General features: G+C 56.5%; 14 protein-coding genes, 1 tRNA gene and 1 other RNA gene. 8 read left to right on the top strand and 8 right to left on the bottom strand.

Features of this window, described 5'->3' with window-relative positions; translation table 11 throughout:
- Both CUC53_RS16925 and CUC53_RS16920 read right to left on the bottom strand, forming a co-directional pair.
- On the bottom strand, positions 1–531 hold a 531-nt coding region (locus CUC53_RS16925), incomplete at its 3' end, for an ABC transporter ATP-binding protein (protein ID WP_100295213.1).
- 90 nt (positions 532–621) lie between these two features.
- Positions 622–1,497, bottom strand: coding sequence for a 6-pyruvoyl trahydropterin synthase family protein (locus CUC53_RS16920; protein WP_100295212.1), 876 nt, complete (start codon positions 1,495–1,497; stop codon positions 622–624).
- Between the two features lie 74 nt (positions 1,498–1,571).
- Between CUC53_RS16920 and CUC53_RS16915 the strand changes: the two genes are divergently transcribed.
- A complete protein-coding gene (locus CUC53_RS16915; RefSeq protein WP_100295211.1) occupies positions 1,572–1,754 on the top strand; it encodes a hypothetical protein in 183 nt (60 codons plus the stop codon).
- Here CUC53_RS16915 and CUC53_RS16910 read toward each other — a convergent pair.
- Both CUC53_RS16910 and CUC53_RS16905 read right to left on the bottom strand, forming a co-directional pair.
- Positions 1,751–2,098, bottom strand: coding sequence for a hypothetical protein (locus CUC53_RS16910; protein WP_100295210.1), 348 nt, complete (start codon positions 2,096–2,098; stop codon positions 1,751–1,753). The genes CUC53_RS16915 and CUC53_RS16910 overlap by 4 nt on opposite strands.
- Positions 2,099–2,109: 11 nt before the next feature.
- Positions 2,110–3,300 (bottom strand): hypothetical protein, encoded by a 1,191-nt coding sequence (locus tag CUC53_RS16905; protein WP_100295209.1) that lies wholly within the window; start codon positions 3,298–3,300, stop codon positions 2,110–2,112.
- Positions 3,301–3,738: 438 nt separating this feature from the next.
- Between CUC53_RS16905 and CUC53_RS16900 the strand changes: the two genes are divergently transcribed.
- The 3 genes from CUC53_RS16900 to CUC53_RS16890 all read left to right on the top strand — a co-directional run bounded on the left by CUC53_RS16900 (position 3,739) and on the right by CUC53_RS16890 (position 6,998).
- Positions 3,739–5,082: a dihydroorotase gene (locus tag CUC53_RS16900; RefSeq protein ID WP_100295208.1), complete on the top strand. Its 1,344-nt coding sequence runs from the start codon at positions 3,739–3,741 to the stop codon at positions 5,080–5,082.
- A 100-nt stretch (positions 5,083–5,182) separates the two neighbouring features.
- Positions 5,183–5,259, top strand: a tRNA-Pro gene (locus CUC53_RS16895).
- A gap of 467 nt (positions 5,260–5,726) precedes the next feature.
- Entirely contained in the window at positions 5,727–6,998 is a 1,272-nt protein-coding gene (locus CUC53_RS16890; protein WP_201796786.1) for a dicarboxylate/amino acid:cation symporter, read from the top strand.
- A gap of 111 nt (positions 6,999–7,109) precedes the next feature.
- On the opposite strand, the gene CUC53_RS16885 is transcribed toward CUC53_RS16890, so the two are convergent.
- Both CUC53_RS16885 and pabB read right to left on the bottom strand, forming a co-directional pair.
- Positions 7,110–7,715, bottom strand: coding sequence for a CoA pyrophosphatase (locus tag CUC53_RS16885; RefSeq protein WP_420808074.1), 606 nt, complete (start codon positions 7,713–7,715; stop codon positions 7,110–7,112).
- A 134-nt stretch (positions 7,716–7,849) separates the two neighbouring features.
- On the bottom strand, positions 7,850–9,151 hold the full coding sequence (gene pabB / locus CUC53_RS16880) for an aminodeoxychorismate synthase component I (protein WP_236757957.1): 1,302 nt from the start codon (positions 9,149–9,151) through the stop codon (positions 7,850–7,852).
- Between the two features lie 298 nt (positions 9,152–9,449).
- Here pabB and CUC53_RS16875 point away from each other — a divergent pair, with 298 nt between their 5' ends.
- The gene (locus tag CUC53_RS16875; RefSeq protein ID WP_100295205.1) at positions 9,450–10,976 is read left to right on the top strand and encodes a fumarate hydratase; all 1,527 of its coding nucleotides are present in this window, start codon (positions 9,450–9,452) and stop codon (positions 10,974–10,976) included.
- A gap of 59 nt (positions 10,977–11,035) precedes the next feature.
- Here CUC53_RS16875 and ssrS read toward each other — a convergent pair.
- Positions 11,036–11,218, bottom strand: a non-coding RNA gene (ssrS, locus tag CUC53_RS16870) — 6S RNA.
- Between the two features lie 16 nt (positions 11,219–11,234).
- Entirely contained in the window at positions 11,235–11,567 is a 333-nt protein-coding gene (zapA, locus tag CUC53_RS16865) for a cell division protein ZapA (protein WP_100295204.1), read from the bottom strand.
- 174 nt (positions 11,568–11,741) lie between these two features.
- On the opposite strand from zapA, the gene CUC53_RS16860 reads away from it, so the two are divergent.
- From CUC53_RS16860 to CUC53_RS16850, 3 genes are all read left to right on the top strand, one after another.
- The gene (locus CUC53_RS16860) at positions 11,742–12,311 is read left to right on the top strand and encodes a UPF0149 family protein (protein WP_100295203.1); all 570 of its coding nucleotides are present in this window, start codon (positions 11,742–11,744) and stop codon (positions 12,309–12,311) included.
- A 189-nt stretch (positions 12,312–12,500) separates the two neighbouring features.
- Complete coding sequence (gene ubiH, locus CUC53_RS16855; RefSeq protein ID WP_100295202.1) at positions 12,501–13,739, top strand: 2-octaprenyl-6-methoxyphenyl hydroxylase; 1,239 nt, start codon at positions 12,501–12,503, stop codon at positions 13,737–13,739.
- Between the two features lie 4 nt (positions 13,740–13,743).
- The coding region (locus CUC53_RS16850; RefSeq protein WP_236757956.1) for an NAD-binding protein at positions 13,744–13,976 on the top strand (233 nt) is incomplete at its 3' end.

The following is a 13,976-nucleotide window of genomic DNA, read 5'->3' as shown; positions in this document are numbered from 1 at the left end:
CTGCTCGGCGTTGTGCTCATCGAGACTGCCGGTGGGTTCGTCCGCCAACAGCCACTGTGGCCGGTGAATGAGGGCGCGGGCTAGGGCTACCCGTTGGCGTTGGCCGCCGGAGAGCTGCTCTGGCCAGGCGTGCCGCTGGTGGGCAAGATCAAGTGTTTGCAACAAGTTATCAAGCTTGGACCGGTCGTCTGGCAAGCCGTTGATGGCCAGTGGCAGGGCAATATTCTCGGCCACCGTCAGGGTCGGCAGCAGGTTGAAATCCTGATAGACGATGCCAAAGTTGCGGCCGCGCAGGCGGGCCCGCTCGTCCACAGGCAGGTTGTCAAGGCGGGTCTGCCCCAGCCAGATCTCCCCCTCATCGGGGGCAAGCAGGCCGGCGATCAGGTTGAGCAAGGTGGATTTGCCGCAGCCGCTTTGGCCCAGCAGCAGGGTGATCTCGCCAGTGGGGAGGGTGAGATCAAGGTGGCGAAACAGCGGCAGCTGCTCGCTGCCATTATCAAAGCGCTTGCTGAGGTTGCGCAGGGTCAGCATGGGATCACCGTCTGATGGCAGAGCATGGTGTTTCTTAGTACGTCACCATGCCACGGGTGGCTCACGATGGATGGGATCTCGCTCATCAGCCTAGGCGTAGGCGATCGCGCCTTTGCCAACCCCTTCATAGGCCACAATTTTGACGAACTTGTCACCGACTATTTTTTTCACTTCCTGGGCGATATAACCGGCTAGTAGTTCGACCGTGGTATCGCTGTCGATCATCTCCACCTCTGCGGTGGGGATGGCCAATTGGAACAGCCCCTGCGGCGCGACATATTTAAAGCCGGTATGCAGCTCACTGACGGCGAGTTTGGCCTGGTCACTCAGGCTCAGCTCGGACAGTGCCACCTGATCCTCTTGGGTGCCAAGGTAGATATCCCCCCAGCGTTCTGCCCAGCTCAGTTCAAGCGAGGGATCACGCTCGCCATCAACATGAATTTCGATGGGTGAACGATGGCCATGGGCGATACGCTGGCAGTTACCGTCGTGTTTTTTCAGGCCATGGCTGTAGTGATAAAAGGCGCCATGGATAGCTTCATGGCGCAGGGTAAGAGAGAGATCCTTGATATTACCGGGCAGCCGCTTAGCCAGTACCGCCAGCAAGTGGCGAGTGACTGACTCTTTATCAATCTGGGAGGTGGCAATCAAGGCAAAACCTTGGGTTGGGCAGCGCAGATGAATCGAGCGATGGGGGCGCAGCAGGTCGACGGTGCTGTCGTTATCGTCTGTGAGTTGGACCCGGATTAAGGGATTATCTACTGGCACCAGCAGTTTGTGATCGACCTCTTCATCAATGATCGATTTGATCAGTTTTTTCACGCGGCTAAAGTCGAGCAGCATGCTCATCTCGTTGAGCTCACCGCTCATTTCGATGTCGACCAACCAGCTTTCGCCAACCATGCCGCGGCGTTCGCACAGGTAACTTGAATCGATGACGGTCAAATCTCTTACAAATAGCTTCATTAGTCAGGCCTTGCTACAGAGAAAGGGCAGGTGGCCGCTATTATGGCTTGCCCTTATCAGCAAAGGAACGACCAATGATCGGATGGGCAAGCAACGGGCGTCGCCATGATAACAAGCATGGTCTCTTCAACGGGATTATTAATGGTTACTGCAAGGGCGTGTCGCAGCGGGCGGAGCTATGCCGTTATGGTGGGATAAAAGAGGACGCTGGGATAAAAGAGCGCCTGCTGTTGGCAGGCGCGGACTATCACGTTTAATCGACATACTCGCAATTACAACTGCTGTAATCCAAGTTTTTACCCGTATATACATGGCATGATTTTTCATGCACGTTGTTTTTGTAGAGCCGCACCGTCAGGTGGGTCTTTTTGTCCGTTGCGGTTTCGTGCGGACCCGCAACGACCATCGCCCCTGATTTATCCCCTGCCAGATTGCTGTAAGTTGCCACTACCCGACACTGCATCACCACATTTGAGGCGGCTTTTTTACTCATTGGCTGGGTAGATGGAGCACTCCAATTACTCGAAAAATCGAGGTATGCCGCCATCGCCCCGTAAGGGATACCCATTAGGATCAGGGCTATCAGGTGTGCTTTTTTCATGGTATCTCCCCTTACTTCACCATGGCGGCGACATTCACGGCCTGAGTGGAGAGATAGGCTGAAATATCCCGCACGTTAGCCCCGAACACAGCTGGGTTTCCGACTGGGCTAGAGGTCTTGACGATCATCTTACCTTGGTCGTTGAAGCTGACGTCTGAGTTATAGCCGCCACTGGCATTGGCGGAGAAGAACGGCCAAATACCACCGGATGCTTGCGAGCGGATCTCTTTTTGTTCCTCTTCGCTGTAGCTGGCATCAGAGGTGATGGTGATCTCTATCCCATCGACCACCACCAACCCTTCAATGATCCGCACTAAGTCGCCATTAGGCCCAAAGGTGTTGGCCCACGTGAGCGGGTTGCCCGTTGACCAGACGTTCTCGCCTTTGTAGGCGTAATTGAGGAAGCCTGAGTTATACCAGTCGCCGGGTTTAAAGGTCTCGACCGTGACAACGTGCTGGAAGGTCGCATCAATGGTCACTTCAGAGCTGGTGAATTTGCTGGTGGTCTTGCTGTAGCTGCCACCGCCGCCGAGCGAGAAAATATCGAAGAAACCGCTGACGCCCCCTTTAGCCCACGTCGTAGACACATCGGATGAAGAGGTGTTGCTATCGAGGTGGACCGATTTGGTCGGCCCGTGAGCAATGGCCCCACCGACGATGTCAGTGATGTTGATTTTATAGAGGGTGTCTTTTTTCGGATCGAACGGCTGATTGACATTGCTGTTGGCGTAGTACTTCTGCGACGCGCTGTTGACGATGTTGTTGTTATCTTTGTTCATGATGGAGATCGCCGAGGTGGCGATATTATCTGGCAGATTCTGGTGAGCCCAAAAATCAAACAAGGCTGGCCAGCCGCCAGCATCTTGCAGATCTTTCACCGTGACGGTTTTTTTATAGTCCATCCAGTCAGCTAGGTAATCATTCATCACCCGTTTAAAGTCATCGCTGACCGGTGCAATGATGACGCTGAAAAGCGAACCGTAATCCTGATAGAAGCTATTGAGGGCGCCGGTCGAGAGGACGGTGGTCAGCGCCTTAGGAGGAATCGAATCGACCAGTTGCCACAAATCCCCTGTGGTATAAGGCAGTTGCACCCCAGCTTGCAGCAGCATAAAAGATGATTTATCCAACCCTAACCCATCAACGACTGCCAAGTACCACATGTCTTGTAAGGTTGCTACCGCTTTGTCGACTTGAGCCATTATCACATTCCTTTTGGTCGTTAGGTGCGGTGACATACCGCCCGAGAAACCTAAGCGATGAAGATGACAGGACTCTACTGATATAAATCGCACTAGCGTTTTGAGTTACTAGGATATGGGTTTAACCATCTGATTATAAACGTATTTAAATAATGCTCAGCCCCTTAATTCAGGGTGGTATTCAGTGAATATTTCGTGACAGTTTGCGTTGGGATAATTGCACCGATCTGCTGACACAGATGGGCCTAGCCATCGAGGCAGTGTTACAATCGGCGCGCATCGATCCACGGTCTGCGCGCGCCTGTTCGCCTTGCCCAGATGGGGTGACCCGCCATCGTGATGCCATCTCGATAGCATCGGATGAAACGCGCTCACGGTGAACCGCTGGGCGAGCAGGACTGCATGTATATTTCCCGCTGAAAGGAACTGGAACTTCCCATGAACAAACTGCTTATCAAAAATGCCACCTTGGTCAATGAAGGCCGAATTTACGCCAGTGATGTGTTGATCGAGGGGGAGCGGATTGCCCGTATTGCGCCCCATATCGAGGCGCCCGATGCTCAGGTGATTGATGCTGCGGGCCGTCACCTCATCCCGGGAATGATCGATGATCAGGTTCACTTTCGTGAGCCGGGGTTGACTCATAAAGGAACCATTGCCAGTGAATCGCGGGCAGCGGTCGCGGGGGGCACCACCAGTTTTATGGAGATGCCTAACGTCAATCCTCAGACCACCACCCTTGCTGCGCTCGAAGCGAAATACCAGATTGCAGCCCGCTCCTCTGCGGCCAATTACAGCTTCTATCTGGGGGCGACCAATGACAACTTGGAGGAGATCAAACGCCTCGATCCCAAGCAGTCTTGTGGGGTTAAGGTGTTCATGGGATCGTCGACCGGCAACATGCTAGTGGATAATCAGGAGACCCTTGCCGCTATCTTCCGTGAAAGTCCGGTGTTGATTGTGACCCACTGTGAAGACACCCCCTCTATTAAGGTGCTGGAAGATCAGGCCCGTGCCCAATGGGGTGAGGATGTGCCGATGCGTGAGCATGGCCGCATTCGCAGTGATGAGGCGTGCTATAAATCCTCCAGCATGGCGGTAGCTTTGGCGAAACAGCACGGCGCCAAGTTGCATGTGCTGCATCTCACCTCGGCCAAGGAGCTGTCGCTCTTTACCGCCAGCCACGATGTGAGTGAGCTCAAAGACAAAAACATCACCGCTGAGGTGTGCGTCCATCACCTGTTCTTTAATGAGCGTGACTACGACACCTTGGGCAGCCAGATCAAGTGCAATCCTGCGGTAAAAAGTGAAGCCGATCAGCAGGCCTTACTGGAGGCGGTACGCAGCGATGTGTTGGATATCATCGCCACTGACCACGCCCCCCACACTTGGCAAGAGAAGCAAAACAGCTACTTTGGTGCGCCATCCGGTGTGCCGCTGGTGCAGCACTCCTTGCAAGCATTGCTAGAGCTCTACCACCAAGGGATTTTTACCCTAGAGACCATCGTTAAGAAAACCTCCCATGCCGTTGCCGAGCGGTTTCAGGTGGAGGACCGTGGCTATCTTCGCGAAGGGTATTACGCCGATGTGGTGCTGCTTGACCTCAACAAGCCCTATGTCGTGAGCAATGACAACCTGCTCTATCTCTGTGGTTGGTCACCGTTCAACGGCTATCGCTTTCAGAGTACCGTGGAGATGACCCTGGTGAATGGCCAGATTGCGTGGCAAAACGGCCAACTGAGTGATCAGATCCGAGGGAAACGGTTGACCTTTAACCGCTGATTGTGCGTAAAGCAAGCGAACGCACCGGCGATGGGGTTTCTTGGTTGACAGGCTCAGTCCATCTCCATAAACTCAGCCCCGTCAGCCGAGCTGACTTCGTCGGTGTGTAGCGCAGCCTGGTAGCGCATCTGCATGGGGTGTAGAGGGTCGGAGGTTCGAATCCTCTCACACCGACCAAATTCCCCGCTAAAGGCCTTGTCATCTGACAAGGCCTTTTTCTTGTCTGTGCCTAGCGGGCCTTGAGCCCACTGCGGCTCATCTTATGGACCCAATCTCGCTGGTTAGCTCCCGCAAAGACCCAAAATGGGGCTGTGTCGTGGTGCGCGCTAGCACGGGTGAGGGCAGTACAAGCGTCATTTATCAGGAGTACATTTGGCCCCATTGGTAAGAGGTGGGTTACCAATCAATATTCTGCCAATAACAAAACAAGCAGTGATTAATATCGCTAAATAATGAGACTCAAACAAATTGGATCTCACATCAGCATAAAATTCTGTTAACAAGGTGCTGGATTTCGCAGCAGCTTTTAGGCATGCTGCCGCACTCCGAGCGCCTACATTAACGGCCCGGATCACAAAAACGGACTGCTGTGGCTCCTTTTGCCACTTGAATGGCTTGCATTACTATCAACACTGGGCACTCCCATGAAAATGAATAAATTGACGATTGCCATCCTCGTTTCGATGTTGTTTGGCATCCTGACAGGTCAAGGTTATCGCCTGTTTGCTGCCGATCAGGCGGCAGATTTTGCCAGTAACATCACCATCTTGACGGATATTTTCCTGCGTCTTATCAAGATGATCATTGCCCCTTTGGTCTTCACTACCTTGGTGGTGGGCATTGCCAAAATGGGCGACACCCGCACCGTGGGCCGCATCGGCGCTAAGACCTTGGGTTGGTTTATGCTGGCGTCACTCATCTCCTTGACCTTGGGGCTGGTGATGGTGACGCTGATGCAGCCAGGGGTAGGCTTGTCCCTCTCTTTGCCTAATGATTCCGCCACCTCTGGCATTGCTGCTGGCGCCATTACCCTGAAGGACTTTGTGACCCATGCGATCCCCAAAAGTGTGATCGAAGCGATGGCCACCAATGAGATCTTACAGATTGTGGTCTTCTCGCTGTTCTTTGGTCTGGCGGCGGCGGCGCTGGGCGATGTTGCCAAGCCGGTGGTCACCCTGATGGCCAGTGGGGCGGAGATCATGCTCAAAGTCACTGGGTATGTGATGAACTTTGCCCCGTTCGCGGTGTTTGGGGCGATCTCTGCCATGGTGGCGAAAGAAGGACTGGGTATTTTGGTTACCTATGGCACCTTTATGGCCCAGTTCTATCTGGCACTGGCCTGCCTCTGGTTGCTGCTGATCGGCATGGGCAGTGTGTTCTTGCGGGGTCGTGTGCTCACGTTACTGGCGATGATCCGCGAACCGATCCTGCTGGCATTTTCCACGGCGAGCTCTGAAGCGGCCTATCCGAAGACGTTGGATCGGTTGGAGAAATTTGGCTGTGACAAGCGTATCGCCAGCTTTGTGCTGCCGATGGGCTACTCCTTCAACCTTGATGGTTCCATGATGTACTGCACCTTTGCGGTGATGTTCATCGCCCAGGCTTACGGTATCGAGCTCTCCACAGCGCAGCAGATCACCATGCTGTTGCTGCTGATGGTGACCTCCAAAGGCATGGCGGGGGTGCCACGCGCCTCATTGGTGGTGATCGCCGCGACCTTGAACCAGTTCCACATTCCGGAAGCAGGGATATTACTGCTGCTGGGGATCGATCACTTCCTCGACATGGGGCGTTCTGCCACTAACGTGTTGGGTAATGCCATTGCAGCTAGCGTGGTCGCTAAGACCGAAAATGGTTTAAGTGATCCTGCCTCAGAGGCGAGTGCCAAGCTGGCCAAGGCATCTTCCTCGTCATAGCGAGCAGCATGACCATCAGCGGCTTGCTCTAACCGCAAGCCCTCTGGCAACAGGCCCCCAGCACGATGGTGATGGGGGCCTGTGGTTTTTGAAGCAGTGAGTGGCGTGTGCTTAGGGCGCGATATGCTGCGCCAATTGGCGGATCATGCTGGCGGTGGCCCCCCAAATAAAGTGCTGTTGCCATGGGATCCCATAGACCGTATGCAGATGCTGCTGCCGAGGAAAGGTGAGGGCGATATGGTGAGTGGGATTGAGCAGATGCTGCAGCGGGACTTCGAATGCCTGCTCTACCTCATCTGGGCTTAAGGTGAGCGGGTAATCGGGGTTGAGCAACCCCAGCACTGGCAGCACCTCGAAGTGTGAGACAGTGTTCAGTGGGTTAAGGGTGCCAAGCACTTGGATCTGACGGGCTGGAATACCGAGCTCCTCATCGGTTTCTCGCAACGCCGTCTCGATAAGATCGCGATCGTGGGGATCTTGCCGCCCGCCGGGGAAGCTGATTTGACCGGCATGATGGCGCAGGTGGCGGCTGCGACGAGTGAGCAGCAGCTGCAGTCCCATGGCCCGTGGCACGATCGGCAGCAGCACCGCCGCTGGTTTGAGCCCTGGGCTCGCCAAGCGATGAGCAGGGGCGGGCCGTTGCAATTGAAAGCGGGTCAGCAGTGCGCTGAGTTCCAGGCCTAAGTGGTGATCAATCCTCGCCGCCGATTCTGCCATGGCGGTATCATCTTGCTCATGGGCCCCCTTGAAGGGGGTGGGGCGCTGGCTACCCTGTGCTGCCTGCGTGGTGTTGATCATGACTGATCGCTCCTCAAAGGGGTCGGTATCTGGCTCATAGCGTGGTGGCTGATTCACTCACTGTGCGGGGTCAGTAAGGGCAGAATACGGGCGACTTTGTCGTAGGTCTCCTGATATTCGCTGTCAACATCGGAGTCGGCAATAATGCCGCCCCCCGCCCAGCAATGCAGCTGGCCCGCTTCGGCGATCAGCGTGCGAATGCAGATGCTGGTATCCATTCTGCCATGTTGGCTGAGATAACCGATGCTGCCGCAGTAAGCATTGCGGCGCTGGGGCTCCAGCTCCTCGATGATCGCCATGGCGCGGATCTTGGGGGCGCCGGTGATCGAGCCACCCGGGAAGCAGGCACGCAGCAGGTCAACGCCTTGCCACTGGCTATTCAGCTCACCGTGAATGGTGGAAACCAGATGATGCACTGCCGGAAAGGACTCCACCGCAAAGAGATGGGGGACGCTGACCGAGCCTGGCTTGCTGACTCGCCCGATGTCATTGCGCAATAGATCCACGATCATCAGATTCTCTGATCTGTCCTTGTCCGCCTCTGATAACGCCTGAGCAATCTGGCGATCGATGATAGGATCAGGATGGCGCGGGCGGGTGCCCTTGATCGGTTTGGTCTCGATATGGCGACCATCGAGCAGCAAAAAGCGCTCAGGGGAGAGGCTCAAGATCGCACTGTCAGGCAGGCGTAAAAAGGCGGAGAAGGGCGCTTTATTGGCGGCGGTTAAGCTGAGATAGGCAGACCACTCCTCCCCGTGGTAAGGGGCGCTGAAGCGCTGAGTCAGGTTGATTTGGTAGCAATCTCCCGCCGCCAGATAGGCCTGAATACGGGCAAATTTTTCACCATAGTCAGCGCGGCTCATGTTGCTTTGCCACGGCCCTGTCAGGGTGAGAGGGGATGATTCGGTGGGGCAGGGCGTGGCTAACAGCGCCGCTAGCCACTGGCGCCGCTTGATAAAGCCCGCCTCATCCCCCCAGTGCACTAACCGCCAGTCGCCAGTCGCCACATTGCGCAGCAGCGCCCAGTCATAAATCCCCACCGCCATGTCAGGCACGTCGATATCGGCGTCGGCCATGCAGGGCAGCCGCTCAAAGTGGCGGCCCAGATCATAACCAAAGAGCCCGAGTGCCCCCCCGACGAAGGGGAGGGATGTCTCCTGCGCTTCCTCTGGGCCAAGTAACTTACGCTGGGTATCGGCCAGCAGCGTCAGGGGATCACCCAGATGGTGGCTGAGCTGATCACCTTGGCGCAAGGTGGTGGTGGCAGCGCGGGTCTCCAAGGTGGCGAGCGGGTCGGCGGTGATGATATCAAAGCCGTTATCATCCCCCAGTGGCCCTGCGGATTCGAGCAACATGGCCCACGGGTGATGTTGCAGTCGGCCGAACAGGGCGTGCAACGACGTTGAGGTGGCAAAGTGATGAATATGGAGTCTGGATGTCATTTTTTTGTTACGCAGTTGGCAGTTTGCTCCCCGCTCCCTAGTCGGTACGGGCGGCCAAGCGTATCATAGGCGCCGGACTTTTTAGAAAAAACCGCCGTTGCCTGTAGGTTGAGTCGCACTGCTCGTTGAGCTCACCAGTACTGACGCACGGTCATCATATGGAAGCCCTTGCCTTGTCGCCATGACAGGGACAAAGGCCAGTGAGGAAGCTATGAGCATTATCAGAAAACAGGATTTTATTGATTCCATTGCCGATGCCTTACAGTACATTTCCTATTACCACCCCCTCGACTTCGTTCAGGCTGCCAAAGCGGCGTATGACCGCGAGGCCAACCCGGCCGCCAAAGATGCGCTGGCCCAAATCTTAATCAACTCTCGGATGTCCGCCGAAGGCCATCGTCCGCTCTGCCAAGACACCGGCATAGTCACCTGCTTTGTCAAAATTGGTATGCAGGTGCAGTGGGACAGCGACCTGACCGTGCAGGAGATGGTGGACGAAGGCACCCGCCGTGCCTACACCAACCCTGACAACCCGCTGCGCGCCTCGGTGCTGGCCGATCCGGCTGGCAGTCGCAAAAACACCAAAGACAACGCCCCTGCGGTAGTCCATATCGAGATGATCCAAGGGGACAAGGTCGAAGTAAGCATCGCCGCCAAGGGCGGTGGCTCTGAGAACAAGTCCAAAATGGCGATGCTCAACCCCTCTGACGACATCGTCGAGTGGGTGCTGAAAACCGTGCCGACCATGGGCGCGGGCTGGTGTCCGCCCGGCATGCTGGGCATCGGCATCGGCGGTACCGCCGAGAAAGCCGCGGTACTGGCCAAAGAGGCCCTGATGGAGCACATCGACATTCAGGAGCTGATCGCCCGTGGCCCGCAAACCACCGAAGAGACGCTGCGGGTTGAGCTCTACGACAAGGTCAACAAGCTGGGGATCGGTGCCCAGGGGCTGGGCGGCCTCACTACCGTGCTGGATGTGAAGGTGAAATCTGCGCCGACTCACGCTGCCTCCAAGCCGGTAGTGATGATCCCCAACTGCGCCGCGACCCGTCACGTTCACTTCGAGCTTGATGGCTCTGGCCCCGCCGAACTGACCCCGCCGAAACTGGAGGATTGGCCGGCGATCACCCGCGAAGCGGGTGGCAACGTGCGCCGCGTCAACGTCGATGGCATCACCAAGGCTGAGCTGGCCAGCTGGAAAAGCGGTGATACCGTGCTGCTCTCCGGCAAGATCCTCACCGGTCGTGACGCAGCCCATAAACGCATCGCCGACATGCTGAAAAATGGCGAAGGGTTGCCGGAAGGGGTCGACTTCACCAACCGCTTCATCTACTACGTGGGCCCGGTTGATGCGGTCCGTGACGAAGTGGTTGGCCCGGCGGGCCCCACCACCTCCACCCGGATGGACAAGTTCACCGACATGATGCTGGGTGAAACCGGCCTTATCGGCATGATCGGTAAATCCGAGCGTGGCCCGAAAACCGTCGAGAGCATCAAGCAGCACAAGGCTGTCTATCTGATGGCGGTGGGCGGCGCCGCTTATCTGGTTGCCAAGGCGATCAAGAAAGCGCGGGTGGTGGCCTTTGCCGATCTCGGCATGGAAGCGATCTACGAGTTTGAAGTGGAAGATATGCCGGTGACCGTTGCGGTGGATTCGCAAGGCAACAATATCCACGAAACCGGCCCGGCCTACTGGTCTGCCAAAATTGCCGAGCTGGACGGCAAGCTTTCTTCTTAAATTGCAGGGGATGAGCTAAAGAAAAAGCCCGCCACGGTGATTGTGGCGGGCTTTGATATGAGTACCCCGGAGATGCCGTTGCCGGCTTGGGCCCTTGAACCGTCGGTTCAAGGCGGGGACCGGATCTGACCGCAGGCTTCTCGGTCGGGCCGAGCATGCACAATAGTCAGAAGGCAGATCCCCTGTTTGGTATGAATATCGGCTCGGGGACTTGAACCGGCTGACAAACACCCCAGGGAATTTTAAATCGTTACGCTATCAAGGTTTTGCTGCATTACCACTGGCATCGCCATATTGGTCATGCTCAATCAAGGCCGCTTCGATGGTGCGTTGCAGCGTCTTGATCCGCTTATCCATCGTCTCAGAGTATTGGTGATTCTTCTCTTTTTCAAGGCAGAGTTCATGGCAAAAGTTGAGGGCTGCCATCACGGCAAGCTGCTCGTTGCTAGAGATTTTCGAGCGTTGCCGTAAATCAATGAGCTTATCAGTCAGCTGGTCGGCAGCCTGGCGCAGGGCATCTTGTTGTCCAATAGGACAAGATACCTTGTAGGGGCGTCCTAAAATGACGATTTCTACAGCCTCTGTACTCATGCCTTCCTCAATACGACGGGCTTAACCCGCCCTTTTATCCGCGTGGACAACTGGCCGCGACTATATAGCGCAGATACATAAGTTTCAAGGCCTTGCTAGCTCTGAGATACGGAGAATGCTAGGATCTTGGACATAAATTCTGCCTATTTGCCTGAACATTGAACGGATCTTCCTATGAGCAAAACAACTCCTTTGGATTATGCTGCTGTCGTCGCCCTGATGGAGCAGCATGAATTGATGGCCAGCGCCGTCGAAGCCCATGGCGTGATCTGCGGTCTAGTGTGTGGCGGTGTGGCGCTGGATGGCAAAAGTTGGTTGCCCTACTTTAACGATCTGGTGAACGACGGCTTTGGTTTACCAGCCTCGGTGCGGCAAGTGATGACCACGCAGTATGAGCGAGTGGTAGAGAGCCTGATGGCGCAAAAAGGGGTGGAGTTGCTGCTCCCCGGCGACGATGCGCCGCTGGATGAGCGGATCGATGCGTTGGTGGATTGGTCGCAGGCGTTTCTGGCTGGCTTTGGGGTGGTACAGCAAGAGCTGGCCCGCGCCTCGCAAGAGCTGCAAGAGATGATTCAAGATATTGCCAGCATCACTCAAGTGTCGGCCGAGTTTGAGCAAGAAGATGAGGAGAATGAGGCATCATATCTGGTGATCTACGAACACCTTAAACTGGGGATCATGCTGGCCTTTGAAGAGTGCGGCAAACGTCCTGACGCCCCGCGCACCCCGCCGACACTACACTAATGGCCGCTGACTGTGAGCCAGTCAGCCACTCTGACCTGTGGTTAGCAAAGAGCGCTTAATGGCGCTCTTTTTGCGTCTAAGATCACCACTAACCCTGTGAGCCAGCACGGGTTTTTGCCACAGATCAGGCATTGTGCCGCTTGCTTTGTGGTAGCATGGCGGCACCTTTGACTGCCTCTTTGCTGCTATATGTCCCAATCTGATGTGCGCCAAGTCGATGTGACACTGGTTGGCGGTGGAATGAGTGGTGCCGTATTGGCCCTCTCGTTAGCTGCCCTGCGCAAACCTGATGGTTCCCCACTTGCGATCCTGTTGTTGGAAGCCAGCCCCCCTGAACAGCATACCCACTCAGGCTTTGATGCTCGCGCCATTGCGCTCTCGGCCGGCACCTGTGACGCCCTTGCGCGACGTGGGCTGTGGCCGCTGTTTGCGCCGTACTGCACCCCTATTACCGATATCCATGTCTCTGATCGTGGCCATGTTGGTCAAACTCGGCTCTCGGCGGCAGAGTATGATCTGGCGGCGCTGGGGCAGGTGATCGAGCTGGCGGCCGTGGGGCACGAGCTGCAGCGGGCATTGGCGGCGGCGCCTCATATCAGGGTGATCTGCCCCGCCACCTTGCACGGGGTTGTCCTCCGTGAGGAGGGCGTTACCCTCACCCTGGCGAGTGGCGAACAGATCGACACCCGATTGCTGGTGGCGGCCGATGGTGGCAACTCGTTTGTGCGCCAGCAATTGAGGCTCCCAATCAGGCGCCTCGATTATGAGCAGAGCGCCATCATCGCTACCGTTAAAACGGCTGTCGATCCTGCTGGGCGGGCCTTTGAGCGCTTTACCGCGGCAGGGCCGTTGGCCTTGTTGCCGATGCAGGGGGGGCGCTGCTCGTTGGTATGGAGCGTCAATCGCCATGAGGTCGAGGCCCTGATGGCCCTTGATGAGACGGCGTTCCTCGCCCGCTTGCAGCAGGCTTTTGGTTGGCGGCTGGGACGCCTCGAGCGATGTGGCGTGCGCCACGTCTACCCCCTGATATTAACCGCCTGCGACTATCCGCTGGCTCAGCGTACTGTGCTGGTGGGCAATGCCGCTCACGCTTTGCACCCCATCGCGGGGCAGGGGTTTAACCTCGGGATGCGGGATCTCGACCTGCTCACCAGCGCGCTCACGGGCGCGCTGGCTGCCGGTGACGATATCGGCAGCTTCAAGGTATTAAATGGCTACTGGCAGCAGCGCCAAGACGATCAGGCGCAGACGGTCTGGCTCACCTCTGCGCTGGCCCAACTGTTTGCAAATAGTGATGATCCACTGGTAGCCGGGCGCAATCTGGCGCTGACCTTGATGGCGCGGCTGCCTTGCCTCAAGGCGCCGCTGGCCTCACGCACCCTCGGATTTGTCACTGATCTGGCCAGCCGGTCAGCCCTGAAAGGATGAGATAATGCAGATGCAAAATGTCGATGTGGTGATTGTCGGCGGCGGCATGGTGGGCCTCGGGCTTGCTGCGGCCCTCAAGCACAGTACCCTCAAGGTGTTGGTGGTGGAGGGGCAACTGCCTGATCCCCAATTAGGGGCGGTGGCGGATAACCGAGTCAGTGCTTTGAGCCTTGCCAGCCAGCGCGTCCTTGAGCGGGTTGGCGCATGGCAAGGCATCGCTGCTCGCCGCTACCAGCC

Origin of the sequence: Aeromonas cavernicola (assembly GCF_002795305.1) — a bacterium.
GTDB lineage: Bacteria > Pseudomonadota > Gammaproteobacteria > Enterobacterales > Aeromonadaceae > Aeromonas > Aeromonas cavernicola.
Note: the sequence above shows the minus strand (reverse complement) of the source record. Positions and strands in the feature narration are given on the sequence as shown.

Bases quoted from the DNA above. Each gene is read 5' to 3' on its own strand.
- CUC53_RS16920 (WP_100295212.1), bottom strand. From the start codon at position 1,497: ATGAAGCTATTTGTAAGAGATTTGACCGTCATCGATTCAAGTTACCTG.
- CUC53_RS16915 (WP_100295211.1), top strand. From the start codon at position 1,572: ATGATCGGATGGGCAAGCAACGGGCGTCGCCATGATAACAAGCATGGT.
- CUC53_RS16910 (WP_100295210.1), bottom strand. From the start codon at position 2,098: ATGAAAAAAGCACACCTGATAGCCCTGATCCTAATGGGTATCCCTTAC.
- CUC53_RS16905 (WP_100295209.1), bottom strand. From the start codon at position 3,300: ATGGCTCAAGTCGACAAAGCGGTAGCAACCTTACAAGACATGTGGTAC.
- CUC53_RS16900 (WP_100295208.1), top strand. From the start codon at position 3,739: ATGAACAAACTGCTTATCAAAAATGCCACCTTGGTCAATGAAGGCCGA.
- CUC53_RS16890 (WP_201796786.1), top strand. From the start codon at position 5,727: ATGAAAATGAATAAATTGACGATTGCCATCCTCGTTTCGATGTTGTTT.
- CUC53_RS16885 (WP_420808074.1), bottom strand. From the start codon at position 7,715: ATGGCAGAATCGGCGGCGAGGATTGATCACCACTTAGGCCTGGAACTC.
- pabB (WP_236757957.1), bottom strand. From the start codon at position 9,151: ATGTTGCTCGAATCCGCAGGGCCACTGGGGGATGATAACGGCTTTGAT.
- CUC53_RS16875 (WP_100295205.1), top strand. From the start codon at position 9,450: ATGAGCATTATCAGAAAACAGGATTTTATTGATTCCATTGCCGATGCC.
- zapA (WP_100295204.1), bottom strand. From the start codon at position 11,567: ATGAGTACAGAGGCTGTAGAAATCGTCATTTTAGGACGCCCCTACAAG.
- CUC53_RS16860 (WP_100295203.1), top strand. From the start codon at position 11,742: ATGAGCAAAACAACTCCTTTGGATTATGCTGCTGTCGTCGCCCTGATG.
- ubiH (WP_100295202.1), top strand. From the start codon at position 12,501: ATGTCCCAATCTGATGTGCGCCAAGTCGATGTGACACTGGTTGGCGGT.